Origin of the sequence: Enterococcus viikkiensis, assembly GCF_005405345.1 — a bacterium.
Lineage (GTDB): Bacteria > Bacillota > Bacilli > Lactobacillales > Enterococcaceae > Enterococcus_A > Enterococcus_A viikkiensis.
In genome coordinates, this window is record NZ_BJDW01000020.1 from 1 (window position 1) to 12,117 (window position 12,117).

A 12,117-nucleotide genomic window follows, 5' to 3' on the forward strand; every position below is an offset into this window, starting at 1 on the left:
TTATCGAACACCTTTGGAAGTATTTTTGAGTTACGTAAGTATTGATGATTTGTCTAACTTAATTTGACAATTAAGAAAATTAAAAAAGAAATAAATAGATTATCCATTCGTTATTTATTAAAGTGTTTTTAATTGTTAAAAAAAAGCGTTAACATTGCAGTTTTTAAGGCTTTTGTAATCTAATTTTAAAATAAAAGATACGAGCTTTTTTTTTATTATTGCGTTAAAATGGTTATGACAACAATTAGAAAGGGTGAAATCCTGTGCCAGAAACATTATTTACTTATATTGATTCAACAAGTAATGCGGTGCTCTCAAAAGGCCTTTCACCCAACGATTTTGTTGACGGAATTGTCCATCAGCCGAAGCATTTGTTATTACTAGATCCCGCATCCGAGATCGGAGAGTACGAAAATCATACCGGCTTGAAAATTCTTAATACACCCGATCAAATTCAAAATTTCTTTAGTAACAAAACCTTTAACCACTCCAAAGAGAGCAAGTGGATCGATTTTAATGATTTAACGATGTTGAAGGAGCTGACACCATTAGAAATTTCTGAACTACTTTATTTTGGTCATATGCGGACACATCTGCATTCACCTTTCTTTTACAAACTACAAAACAATTTTGTTTATTTTAACCTAGGGAATGGAACAATGCGCGTCTATTATCGCTATCTTGATGAATTTTATCGGATCTTAGCCAGCAAATTGACTCGGATCGTTTTAGAAAAAGTCAACGATCGCCGTTCCTTTTTCCGCAAAGGTTCTTCCGTTGCTCATCTAGACGGTGAAACATTGAAAGAATTGTATCCTATTTTGCAGGAAGGCGCAATTTTTTGTTTTGGGCATTCCGAATTAATCAATAAAACCTATCATATTCCAATTTATTTATCTGACGAAAAAGGCTGGCGCCGTAGCCCCAAGAGTTTTAAAAAGGAACAGCATGTCGCTGAGCTTTCTTATGACAGCGCCAAGCAAACTTGGCAGTTGAACATCGAAAACGATGATCCTGTCTTCTCATTCCGTTAAAAAAGCATTTGCCTCTGGAAATCATTTCCAAAAGCCAATGCTTTTTTTGTATGACGGAAATAGCTACTGTCAGCTACTCAATTAATGGCTGCGCTTTTCAATCAAGTTGCCGTCTTTAGGCAAGTACAGCTGTGGTACTTTTTCTAAGATTAGAACGGCCACAATCGCCGTGACGATCGCTGTCGCTAATCCGCTAACGCCATTCATGATAAATGAAAAGAGCCACGGATTCATTCCCCACAAGGCATAGCTACCCCAAAAAACAACACCGGCAATAAAGTGCCAGAAAAATCTCGCTCCCGTTCCTACAAGTGCACCATAAACGACATTTTTGCGAGCAGAACTCAAATCCTGGTCCATTAACGCTTGCTGAACCTTTTTCGCATAGAGTCCTGCGAAACCGGCGAATGTAAAGGCAATCGGATACTCAATCAATACTTGAACGACGCTAAGAAAATAAACATCTCCCGCCGGAAAATGTAAAATCCCCCAAATAAACGCAGATAATAACGCCGGTTTTATCCCGCGGCGCAAGGCGAATAACGTCAGGGGAATCATTCCTAGTGAAATCGTAAAGCTGCTGCCGATCGTCGTTGGAATCAGTGACAGCATAAAAGCCAATGCCGCTACGATCGTTCCTTCAATCATGATTCTTGTCTTACTCATAAAAAAACTCCTCCTTTTGAACATACAGTCCACAAAGGAGAAGTAATATCATTACTTCATCACAATTCCTACACTCGAATGACCGAAACAGGTACTAGGGTTTAGAGTAATCTCAATCTCAGCCCGAAGGCTCCCCTTTGTGAAAGTACTATTCTAATTTTAATTACATTGAGAGTATAACAGATATCTACCCAGTCGTAAATGTATAAAATACTTTTATCGTGAAATGCTTTCTTGATCCCCACTAGGCGACAAGGTTGTCACTTTTTTGATTCGCTCGATTGTCAGCATTACTAATTGATTTTCTTGTGTACGGATCACAATGGAATCATTGGTGACTGCTTTTGGCAGCCAACCTGAGATTGTTTCAAACTTTTCCTCATCTTTTTCAGTTTGAACTTGAAGGACAACTAAACTATTTTGCAAAGAAGCCATCTTCAACTTGAGAAAAATATTCTCATTTGCTTGCTCTTGCGCACGTTTTTCAGCAGAATCATTCAAAAAATCCGAGATGAAACGATATGATGAATTCGAAAACAGCTTAATTAAATTCTTTTTAGGCTTCTCGTTTTTAGTCATTCAGCTTCCTCCTACCAAGAGCACATTTATGTAGTATGATTTTACTTAAATTTTTTAGAAAAAACAAGGAAACTAGCCTTTTTCAAAAAAAGTTAACCAATCATTTAATCCTTTTTGAATCAATTCATAAGTTTCGTCAAAATCACCAGTGTACCAAGGATCCGGGATGCTTTCTCCCTCATGCCCAGGAACACGATCCAAATATAAATAAATTTTCTCCTTCGTTTCCGTCGGTGCGATTGCCTTTAGGTCGCGAACGTTTTCCTGGTCCATGCCAATAATATAATCTGCTTCATAAAAATCAGACGTACTTACTTGCCGAGCCCGCATCCCTTTCGTCGAGAGGCGATGTGCAGCCAAGAGTTTTTCCGTGCCACGATGCGGCGGATTGCCAACCTCCCATTGACTGGTGGCAGCCGAGTCTACCTGAAAATTTCCTTTTCTCTGCTGTTCAAAGGCATCACGAAAAATCGCTTCTGCCATCGGTGAACGACAAATATTTCCCATACAAACGAATAGAATCTTTTTCATGTTATTCCTCCTGTGCTATAGTCAATTTATCAAATGAAATGAGGGATCGTAAATGAGTAAAATTTATCTTTCCGCCAAACTTCCTGAGCTTGGAACACAGCTATTAAAAGAAGCCGCGCTTGAATATAAGGTATTTGAAGGCAATGGGTTGATCTCAAAAAAAGAATTGCTGAAAAATGTTGCGGATTGTGAAGTATTGATTTGTCCGCTATCAACCCAAGTGGATCGCGAAGTGATTGACGCGGCACCAAAATTAAAACTAATCGCTAATTTCGGTGCAGGCTTTAATAATATTGATTCCGCATATGCAAAAGAACAAAAAATCTATGTAACCAATACACCGGTAGTTTCAACGAACGCTACAGCGGAATTGACCGCTGGTTTGATCATTGCCTTATCCCGTCGGATCGTTGAAGGAGACCGCTTAATGCATCATGAAGGGTTTGAGGGCTGGGCACCACTATTTTTCTTGGGACACGAATTAAAAGGCAAAACCTTAGGGATCATCGGCATGGGTCAAATTGGACAAGCCTTAGGAAAAATGATGCGGGCCTTTGGAATGAAGATTATTTACAATCAACGCCACGCACTAGCCTCTGAAGTAGAAGAAAGTTTACAGGCGACCTATCTGTCACAAACTGAGGTCATTCAGCAGGCGGATGTTCTAAGCTTACATGCACCCTTAACGGAAGCTACTCACCACCTGTTAAGCAGCGAGAGTTTTTCTCAAATGAAAGACAGCGCCTTTTTGATCAACGCCGCTCGCGGCCCGTTGATTGACGAAGTTGCACTTGTTGAAGCCTTGAAGAATCATCAGCTTGCCGGTGCTGCTTTAGACGTTTATGAATTCGAACCAAAAGTCACCGAAGCTTTGAAAAACCTTGACAACGTCATTCTGACCCCTCACATCGGCAATGCTAGCGTAGAAGCCCGCGATCAAATGGCCACGATCGTCGCGAAAAACGCGATTGCCTTACTGAATCAGCAGCCAATCAAATACATCGTAAATGGACTGACCTGAGCTTAGCGCTCATGCCAGTCTTCTTTGTATAAACGATACGCAAAAAATTCAATGTCTTTCGCAAAGCGAAACAATTGTGCAGCAATCGTGATCGGCGGCTGTTTCGCCCCGGCCAATAACCAATCCGTTAAAATCCCGCCGCAGCCATAAGCCAAAAAACGGGCATAAAATTCTTTATCGGTCAAAGATAGCTCGCCTTCTTGATCGACATCATCAAACAAACGTACAAATAAGCTTTTGGCTAGATCCGTAAAGTCCTTCGTCAAAACCTCTGACTCAGCCGTTACTGTATTCAAATAAAATTGATGACACTCCTGCATTTGCTTCAGCATCTGCAAGACCGCCTCTTCCCAATTCTCTAGCGACAGCTCGCTGGATATTAGGTATTGCATCCCCCGCTGATAATAGGCGTAACGCAATAAATCATTCTTATCTTTAAAATGATAGTAAAACGTTTGGCGGTTCAAGCCGGCCGACTGACTGATGTCCCGAACAGTGATCTTGTCATAATTTTTTGTTTGGCACAAAGCGACTAGCGCCTTGACCAAGATTTCTTTGGTAGCTTTTCCTTCCGCCATCGATTCACCTTCTAGTCTTGATAAGGATAATTAAAATGTTCATATGCCAAAGAGGTTGCCATTCGACCACGAGGAGTCCGCTTAATGAACCCTTTTTGAATCAAATACGGCTCGTACATGTCCTCCACCGTTTCTCGCTCCTCGCCGATGTTGACGGCTAAGGTGCTTAAACCGATCGGTCCACCATGATACAGCTCAATCATCGTTTTTAATAATTTCTGATCAATATAATCCAGCCCTGCTTCATCTACTTGCAATAGCCGCAGTGCTTGGTCTGCGATTTGTTGATTGATTACCCCATCCGATTGGACTTGTGCAAAATCACGGATTCGTTTCAACAAACGATTGGCGATTCGAGGAGTCCCTCTTGAACGACGCGCGATCTCAACCGCTCCAGTCTCCACAATCTCCGTTTCAAAGATATCCGCCGAACGCAACACGATCTCCCGTAAATCTTCTTCTTCATAATACTCCATGTGAGAAATGATTCCGAAACGATCCCGTAGCGGTGCCGAGAGCATCCCGGCTCGCGTCGTCGCCCCTACCAACGTAAACGGCGGTAATGGAAAATGCACCGGATGAGCGGTCGGCCCTTGGCCCACCATAATATCGACATAATAATCTTCCATTGCCGAGTACAAAGTTTCCTCCGCTACCCGTGGTAGTCGATGAATCTCATCAATAAATAAGACATCCCCTGGTTCCAACTCATTTAAAATCGCGACCAAATCCCCCGGTCGTTCAATCGCAGGACCACTGGTAGAACGAATTTGTACATCCATTTCATTAGCGATCACCATCGCCATCGTGGTTTTCCCTAAGCCAGGTGGTCCATAAAGCAAGACATGATCCAATGCTTCTTGTCGATTTTTCGCCGCTTCGATATAAATTGACAGCTCCTGTTTGACCTTATCCTGCCCGATGTATTGTGCAAGGTAACGAGGACGCAGTGATTTTTCTAAACTTTTATCATTTTCATCCGCGTCAGGTGAAAGTAAACGCTCTTCATCCATTTATCTCGTCCTCCTATTTCTTCATCATTAATTTCAAAGCTGCTCGTAAATAATCATCGGTGTTCTGCAAGGTTTCTTTTTCCAACGCCTTTTCGACCTTCTTGATTTCTTTTGGACTATAGCCTAGAGCCTGTAATGCTTCCATCGCTTCAGCCAAGGCTGTCCCTGAATCATTGCTACCTTCATAAAATAGCGACATTGGATCATCCACTAATTCAGTTAGCTTGCCTTTCAAATCTAAAACCATTTGCTGGGCGGTCTTCTTCCCTACACCTGGAAACTTCGTTAAATAAGTCACATCCCCAGCCTCGATGGCTTGGATCAAGCCTTGATGATCCTCGTTGGCCATAATTGCAAGTCCACTCTTTGGTCCGATGCCCGACACGGACAGTAACCGTAAAAATAATTCTTTTTCAGCTAACGTCTCGAAGCCATACAATAGATGGGCATCCTCACGAATGATCTGCTGCACATAAATCGTGAGCGACTGCTCCATTTTGCTGCTGTAACGATATGGATTGCCTAACGCGATCTGATAACCGATACCATTCACATCCAGCACCACGTAACTAGGGCTGATGAAGGTCAACCGGCCTGTAATATATTCGTACATAATAAATCCTTTCTGGATTGAACACTCTTCTGTAGTTATCGTTTCATTAGAATCTGCAAATAGCCCCGTTTCAAACAACTTGAAAAAATAAAAAGGAACAATTCTGCACATACGTTCTCATTATTCTAGCATAAAAAACGGCGGTTAAAAACTCTTACCGCCGAAACCTTGTAATAACTGAAGCAGCGCCAAATAATCAGACATCCGCAGCTCTTGCGTAATCAACAACGTAGGTAAGTCTTGATCAGCTTCAGATAAAATACTTGTCGTCAAACACAAATTCCCTTCACTTTTTTCCTCAACAAATAAAACTTGATACTCATTAGCTAAAAAACGACGCAGATCCTCTTTCAAGATCGTCTCTTCAAACTCCGGTAAATCCGTTTGCAAAAAAATCCCAAGAGTGGGGCGATTAATCAGCTCTGTTAGTCGACGTAGTACCGATAGATAACGTCCAAACAAGATCGATTCGCCACCGTGCTCCGCCAGTATTTCCGAAACAAACGTAACTAGTTGCGGCTGCTGTTGGGTAATATTGGTCCAGAAAGCTTCCCCGTTAATATTAAAATGGATCATAGGAAATAAACGATAATACAAATGTCCACTGATCAAATAATCTTCCGCCTGCAAGTCGATAAATTTTTTCCAAACGGCTGGATCATCAATTTTCTTTTTTAAGCTCTGATCGATGGTCGCAACCTCTTGCATCACTAGAAAGGGTTCCTGTGCCAATAGCTGATGAATTTTATTCGTGATGGTAGGAACATGATAATATTCTTCCCGCGTCAAAAGATTCAAAAAAAGATTTCCCATTGCACGGGGCGTCTGAAAATAAGCGGGCATTATCGGTCGCAGCTGAGTATAAAACTCTTTGAATAAGGAATCTGCTGCTAAGACTGCTTGACTAGCCAGTGGATCTTCTACTGTATAATGTTGCGCCTCCCGTAATAAATGCGCACCAACTAAATATTCCAAGCGCTGTGCTTTGAGTGGATTCAAAGCGACTTGAAAAAAAGCTTGAATCCCATTACTAATTTTTTGAATCATCTGGTAGTGCAAAGGTGCAAAGGGCCAAATTTTTCCGCGAAACAAGCGCCAATAATAAACAGATAGATACATCCGCACGACCGATTCTGGCGCCTTAAAGACGACGCGTCCTCGTTCAACGGTCAGCTGCAGAGGTTCAAGCTTTTCTGCCAGTTCTTTGAGTTTCCGGCGGATCGTGGACTCGCTACGGTACAATTTTTTACTAAGATCCCTCACCGTTTTCGCCTGTCCAGCGATGACTAATTCCAGCAACCGAAAAGCGAGCGAACGGCGAATCAAATCAATCGCAAACTGCTCCTGCTCTAGAGGTTGATCCGCAATCATCAACTGATAGCGTGACCCAATTTTTTTAAACAACGGCAATTTAGTCTCGGTAAAATGATTGTAGTTTTTACTCAGCTCTTCAAATAACCGTTGGACACTGCGGACATCAACGGCTAACAAATCGGCTAAATCGGCTTGTTTATAGACCTTGCCATCAGCCATCAATTCTAATAGACAAAGACTGTAATAAATATTTTTATCGTAACTTTGTATTTCCACGGCTCTAATGTGCATAAAAAAACTCCTTCACTCTTTATTTTAGCAAAAAGAGTCAAGGAGTCGTTACTAAAGACCTTCGAACAAGCGAAAGAGTAGTGGCAACAAGGCGACGGTCACTAGACCATTTACACAGATACATAAACCTGCAAGAATCCCTTCAAGCTCACCGATCTCGATAGCACGGCCCGTTCCGATAGCATGAGAAGTGCTTCCTAGTGCAATTCCTTGTGCCACGGGGCTTTCAATCTTAAACAATTTAAAAATTTTGGTTCCAACTAAGGCACCAAAAATTCCGGTAGAAACAACGATTGCTAAGGTCACTGGTGAGATCCCCCCCATTTGACTGGAAAGATCCACTGAGATAGCGGTCGTCACTGACTTTGGCAATAGCGAAACGACGATGCCCTGATTAAGAGAAAATAGTCGACCGATCAGCACACTGATAAAACAATTAGAGACTACCCCCACCAAGGTCCCTAAAATTACTGGTAAAAAATAGCGTTTGAGCTTGTCAAAGTTTTGATACAACGGCAAAGCTAAGGCCACCGTCGCCGGTGTGATCATCATGGTAAATAAATTACCACCCATATTATAATCTTTGTAGCGGATCCCGCTAAGTTTTAATAAAACAATAATAAGAACGACACTTGCGATCAAAGGGTTGATAAAAGGGATATGCACTTTTTTCAACAGCTTGTCCATTGCCGTATAAATCAATAACGTCAAAGCTAGGCCAAACAGCGGATTACTCGCCAGCGCTGAAATCATCGACTTCACCTCGAATCGTTTCAACTTTTTCGACTAAACGAGCCTTTTCTTCCTGACTCTTCAACGTAATTTTTTCAACAAATTCCGCAGTCTTACCGACAGCAACCAAAGAAACAAGTGAGCAAACTACCACTGCCCCTAATAAAATCGGCCAAATATATTTAATCGCTCCATAATATTGCATCAAGCCGACTCCTGCAGGTACAAATAAAATTGTCAAATGATTCAATAAAAAATTCGCGGTATCTTCAATTGCCGATGTTTTTAACAGCTTGGTTTGGAAAGAGATAAATAAGAGCAAAATCCCAATGATACTTCCGGGTACAGGCAAATGCAAAACCATTCGCAACCCCTCACTAATAATTGAATACACTAATAATATACTTAATTCCTTAAACATTTTCATTTTAATCGCCCTAACTAAAAAATATGATGTTTCCAGTATAGCGAAAAAAACTGTTCCCTCCGTTCAAGTTTTGCATATTTTTCATACATTTTCTGAAAAATACCAATGAATTAATGTACGCAGATCATTTTTCTAACCTGCTAAAGCATAAAGAAAAACTGGCAAAAAAATACGCCGGGGACCGGCGCATTTACTTCACGATTTCTTTATACTCACCATAGCCAGCATCAGTCATTTCATCAAAAGGCACAAAGCGCAATGCTGCTGAGTTAATGCAATAGCGTAAGCCACCTTGATCTTGGGGCCCATCATTAAAAACATGGCCAAGATGTGAATCGGCTTCTTTGCTACGAATCTCTACCCGGTGCATTCCGTGTGAAAAATCGGCTTTTTCTTTGACGCCGCGTTTTTGAATCGGACGACTGAAAGCAGGCCAACCGCAACCAGCGTCGTATTTATCATTGGAAGAAAATAAGGGTTCGCCACTGACGACATCGACGTAGATCCCTTTTTGATAAAAATCATCATACTTGCCAGAAAATGGTCGCTCAGTCGCGTTTTCTTGTGTCACCGCATATTCCATTGGCGAAAGTTCTTTCTTTAAAGCATCTTGATCCATTGTGTCTCCCTCTTTCTTTAGTTTCTAGGAATAAGCTAAGCATACTCCGGTTAAGAGAAAGAAACGAAGAATTTGCTCAAAAAGGCGTGTCCACTGAATGGACACGCCTTAATTTAAAATTTTTTCAACATTTGATTCACAGCACCGACAGGAAATCCCACGATACTATAATAATCGCCTTCAATTTTTTCAACAAAGACCCCCGCCCCATTTTGGATTCCATAGGCTCCCGCTTTGTCTTTATAATCATCACTGTCTAGGTAATGATTGATTTCTTCTTCGGTTAAGGGATAAAAAGTAACCTTCGCTGCGGTCAATTGCTCTTCGATTGTATTTTCTCGGCGGATCACTACCGCAGTATAAACCAAATGACTACCACCGCTCATGCTTGATAGCATTTCAAAAGCTTCTTCACGACTCTTCGGTTTGCCGAGAATTTTTTCTCCTAGAACGACCGTGGTATCGCTGGCGATGACAAGTGCTTCGGGATGCTTTTCAGCTACCACCGCCGCTTTTTGACGTGCCATTTCCATGACGTATTCCTTTGGCGTGTATTGTTCCTTTACGTCTTCATCAATATCGGCTGGTTGAATCTCAAACTCTGGGATCAGCCAACGTAGCAATTCTTGTCTTCTTGGCGATTGTGAGGCTAAAATAACTGTCATTTAGTCACGCACCTTCCTTCGTTTTTTATCTATTAGTGAGGATCTTGGATGCGTTTGAACATATGCTCCATGTCGCTGTTGCTAAAATGAATCAATACTGGACGACCGTGAGGGCAGTTAAAGGGATTCTCACATTGAGCAAGATCCGTCAACAACACCCGCGCCTGCGCTTCATTCAAATGATGATTGGCTTTGATGGATCGTTTACAACTCATCATAATCGCCGTTGCTTCACGGAATTTTTTGACACTGACTGAGCCAGTGATCAACAACATATCGATCATTTCGCGAATGATACTTTCTTCCTGTCCAGCCGGATACCAAGTTGGATGTGCTCGTACGATAAAGCTATTCGGACCAAACTCTTCCAAATAAATCCCGACTTCTTGCAACAATTCCGTCTGCTCTTTCAGCTTAATCGCATCGTTATTGGGATAGTCCAACACGAAAGGCACCAACAATTCCTGCAAATCATCAGAGACATCACCGATTTTTTCTCGGAAATATTCATACTTGATCCGTTCTTGTGCGGCATGTTGGTCAACGATGTACAGACCGTCTTTGCTTTGGGCAAATAAATACGTTCCATGCATCTGACCAAAGTATTCCAGCATTGGAAACCGTTCCTTTGGTCGTTCTTGCTCCAACTTGTTAATGGCTTGTTCGATCACTTTCTCACCAGATTGCGTACTTAGATCAAATTCCGGATGGTCGGCACTAGCCGCTTCTTCAAACATTTCCTCTTCATCAGCAATTTCAACAATACGTGATTCTGGCGTTTCTTCCACCAGTGAAACGTGCTCTACTGCTGAACTCAAAGGAACTGAATAGGTTGTATCAGAAACTTCTGATGAAATCGGCACCTCTGTTTCCACCGTTTCTTCTACTTTTGGTTCAACATAAAAAATGCCCGTCTTTGGATCGTAATTCAAATCACTTTTTTTCTTCGGCTGTTCTTCTAAAGGCAAATCCAGTTGCTCTGTTTGGATTCTTTCGACTTTCCGTTTGAAGCTGGGATTTTCACCAACATCAGGTATCAAGTTGATCTGCCGCAGACTTTCCGCGATGGCACGACTGATTAAGTCCATCAATTCTTTTTCTTTGGATAAACGGACTTCTTGTTTCGTTGGATGAACATTCACATCGACCAATAACGGGTCCATCGTGATCTCCAACACTGCGATTGGAAATCGTCCGACCATCAATTTCGACTGATAGCCGTTGATGATTGCCTTGTTCAGCGCATAATTTTTAATGTAGCGACCATTAATGATGACCGATAAATAATTGCGGCTGGCTCGCGTGACTTCCGGTAGCGAAACGTAGCCATTCAGTGTAAAGTCTAAGTCTTTGGCTTCAACCTTCAGCATTTTCTTTGCCGTCGCCACGCCGTAGATACCAGCAATCGTCTGTTTTAACTCGCCACTGCCACTGGTGCTTAACATTTTATGTCCGTCATGGACTAGGCGAAAAGCAACCTGAGGATGACTCAATGCCATTCGATTGACGATGTCGCCAATATTCGATAATTCAGTTTGTAAACTTTTAACATATTTCAGCCGAGCCGGTGTATTAAAGAAAAGATTTTCCACCGTGATCTTCGTACCTGTCCGCAAAGAAGTCGGGCGTTGTTCTTCGATTTTGCCGCCTTTTAGAAAAAGGAATGAGCCTTGCGTTTCATTTGCGGTCGCCGTTTCCAATGTCAGCTCGGAAACAGAGGCGATCGACGGCAATGCTTCACCACGAAACCCCAGCGTTCGAATTCGGAACAAATCATCGCGGTTGTGGATTTTACTAGTGGCATGCCGTTTAAACGCGTTCTCAACATCCCCTTGCTCGATTCCTTCGCCGTTATCAACGATCTGAATTTTTTTCAAGCCGGCCTCTTCGATCAAAATATCGATTTGTGTTGCTTGGGCATCGATGGCATTTTCCACTAATTCTTTGACGACTGACGCAGGGCGTTCTACGACTTCACCTGCGGCAATTTGATTGGCTAAGCGTTCGGATAATTCTTGGATTTTCCCCATCGAC

14 protein-coding genes are annotated in these 12,117 nt (G+C 42.0%); 2 read left to right on the forward strand and 12 right to left on the reverse strand.

All coding sequences use genetic code 11. From position 1 onward, the window contains the following. Window positions 1–263: 263 nt before the first annotated feature. Entirely contained in the window at window positions 264–1,034 is a 771-nt protein-coding gene (locus FFM67_RS09730) for a hypothetical protein (protein WP_137614371.1), read from the forward strand. 81 nt (window positions 1,035–1,115) lie between these two features. On the opposite strand, the gene thiT is transcribed toward FFM67_RS09730, so the two are convergent. The 3 genes from thiT to FFM67_RS09745 all read right to left on the reverse strand — a co-directional run bounded on the left by thiT (window position 1,116) and on the right by FFM67_RS09745 (window position 2,810). Next, window positions 1,116–1,700: an energy-coupled thiamine transporter ThiT gene (gene thiT / locus FFM67_RS09735; RefSeq protein WP_137614372.1), complete on the reverse strand. Its 585-nt coding sequence runs from the start codon at window positions 1,698–1,700 to the stop codon at window positions 1,116–1,118. 216 nt (window positions 1,701–1,916) lie between these two features. After that, window positions 1,917–2,279, reverse strand: a complete 363-nt coding sequence (locus tag FFM67_RS09740; protein ID WP_137614373.1) for a hypothetical protein — start codon at window positions 2,277–2,279, stop codon at window positions 1,917–1,919. Window positions 2,280–2,351: 72 nt separating this feature from the next. Further along, a complete protein-coding gene (locus FFM67_RS09745) occupies window positions 2,352–2,810 on the reverse strand; it encodes a low molecular weight protein-tyrosine-phosphatase (RefSeq protein ID WP_137614374.1) in 459 nt (152 codons plus the stop codon). Window positions 2,811–2,862: 52 nt separating this feature from the next. On the opposite strand from FFM67_RS09745, the gene FFM67_RS09750 reads away from it, so the two are divergent. Continuing rightward, entirely contained in the window at window positions 2,863–3,831 is a 969-nt protein-coding gene (locus FFM67_RS09750; RefSeq protein WP_137614375.1) for a 2-hydroxyacid dehydrogenase family protein, read from the forward strand. 2 nt (window positions 3,832–3,833) lie between these two features. Here FFM67_RS09750 and FFM67_RS09755 read toward each other — a convergent pair whose 3' ends face one another. The 9 genes from FFM67_RS09755 to mutL all read right to left on the reverse strand — a co-directional run bounded on the left by FFM67_RS09755 (window position 3,834) and on the right by mutL (window position 12,113). Then, window positions 3,834–4,409, reverse strand: a complete 576-nt coding sequence (locus FFM67_RS09755) for a TetR/AcrR family transcriptional regulator (RefSeq protein ID WP_137614376.1) — start codon at window positions 4,407–4,409, stop codon at window positions 3,834–3,836. Between the two features lie 11 nt (window positions 4,410–4,420). Further along, on the reverse strand, window positions 4,421–5,422 hold the full coding sequence (gene ruvB, locus FFM67_RS09760; protein ID WP_137614377.1) for a Holliday junction branch migration DNA helicase RuvB: 1,002 nt from the start codon (window positions 5,420–5,422) through the stop codon (window positions 4,421–4,423). A gap of 13 nt (window positions 5,423–5,435) precedes the next feature. Beyond that, window positions 5,436–6,035: a Holliday junction branch migration protein RuvA gene (gene ruvA / locus FFM67_RS09765; protein WP_137614378.1), complete on the reverse strand. Its 600-nt coding sequence runs from the start codon at window positions 6,033–6,035 to the stop codon at window positions 5,436–5,438. Window positions 6,036–6,179: 144 nt separating this feature from the next. Continuing rightward, window positions 6,180–7,640, reverse strand: a complete 1,461-nt coding sequence (locus tag FFM67_RS09770; protein WP_137614379.1) for a helix-turn-helix domain-containing protein — start codon at window positions 7,638–7,640, stop codon at window positions 6,180–6,182. Window positions 7,641–7,691: 51 nt separating this feature from the next. Further along, entirely contained in the window at window positions 7,692–8,390 is a 699-nt protein-coding gene (locus FFM67_RS09775; RefSeq protein ID WP_371851587.1) for an LrgB family protein, read from the reverse strand. Continuing rightward, window positions 8,371–8,799 carry a CidA/LrgA family protein gene (locus FFM67_RS09780; RefSeq protein ID WP_137614381.1) on the reverse strand — a complete coding sequence of 143 codons (429 nt, stop codon included), beginning with the start codon at window positions 8,797–8,799 and terminating at the stop codon, window positions 8,371–8,373. Before FFM67_RS09780 ends, FFM67_RS09775 begins: the two co-directional genes overlap by 20 nt. Window positions 8,800–8,989: 190 nt before the next feature. After that, a complete protein-coding gene (gene msrB / locus FFM67_RS09785; RefSeq protein WP_137614382.1) occupies window positions 8,990–9,418 on the reverse strand; it encodes a peptide-methionine (R)-S-oxide reductase MsrB in 429 nt (142 codons plus the stop codon). 113 nt (window positions 9,419–9,531) lie between these two features. Further along, window positions 9,532–10,083: a Maf family protein gene (locus FFM67_RS09790; protein WP_137614383.1), complete on the reverse strand. Its 552-nt coding sequence runs from the start codon at window positions 10,081–10,083 to the stop codon at window positions 9,532–9,534. Between the two features lie 32 nt (window positions 10,084–10,115). Further along, a complete protein-coding gene (mutL, locus tag FFM67_RS09795; protein ID WP_137614384.1) occupies window positions 10,116–12,113 on the reverse strand; it encodes a DNA mismatch repair endonuclease MutL in 1,998 nt (665 codons plus the stop codon). Window positions 12,114–12,117 lie beyond the last annotated feature (4 nt).

What these genes read in the sequence shown, in the direction of transcription:
- thiT (WP_137614372.1), bottom strand. Translation starts at nt 1,700, where the DNA reads ATGAGTAAGACAAGAATCATGATTGAAGGAACGATCGTAGCGGCATTG.
- FFM67_RS09740 (WP_137614373.1), bottom strand. Translation starts at nt 2,279, where the DNA reads ATGACTAAAAACGAGAAGCCTAAAAAGAATTTAATTAAGCTGTTTTCG.
- FFM67_RS09745 (WP_137614374.1), bottom strand. Translation starts at nt 2,810, where the DNA reads ATGAAAAAGATTCTATTCGTTTGTATGGGAAATATTTGTCGTTCACCG.
- FFM67_RS09750 (WP_137614375.1), top strand. Translation starts at nt 2,863, where the DNA reads ATGAGTAAAATTTATCTTTCCGCCAAACTTCCTGAGCTTGGAACACAG.
- FFM67_RS09755 (WP_137614376.1), bottom strand. Translation starts at nt 4,409, where the DNA reads ATGGCGGAAGGAAAAGCTACCAAAGAAATCTTGGTCAAGGCGCTAGTC.
- ruvB (WP_137614377.1), bottom strand. Translation starts at nt 5,422, where the DNA reads ATGGATGAAGAGCGTTTACTTTCACCTGACGCGGATGAAAATGATAAA.
- ruvA (WP_137614378.1), bottom strand. Translation starts at nt 6,035, where the DNA reads ATGTACGAATATATTACAGGCCGGTTGACCTTCATCAGCCCTAGTTAC.
- FFM67_RS09770 (WP_137614379.1), bottom strand. Translation starts at nt 7,640, where the DNA reads ATGCACATTAGAGCCGTGGAAATACAAAGTTACGATAAAAATATTTAT.
- FFM67_RS09780 (WP_137614381.1), bottom strand. Translation starts at nt 8,799, where the DNA reads ATGAAAATGTTTAAGGAATTAAGTATATTATTAGTGTATTCAATTATT.
- msrB (WP_137614382.1), bottom strand. Translation starts at nt 9,418, where the DNA reads ATGGATCAAGATGCTTTAAAGAAAGAACTTTCGCCAATGGAATATGCG.
- FFM67_RS09790 (WP_137614383.1), bottom strand. Translation starts at nt 10,083, where the DNA reads ATGACAGTTATTTTAGCCTCACAATCGCCAAGAAGACAAGAATTGCTA.
- mutL (WP_137614384.1), bottom strand. Translation starts at nt 12,113, where the DNA reads ATGGGGAAAATCCAAGAATTATCCGAACGCTTAGCCAATCAAATTGCC.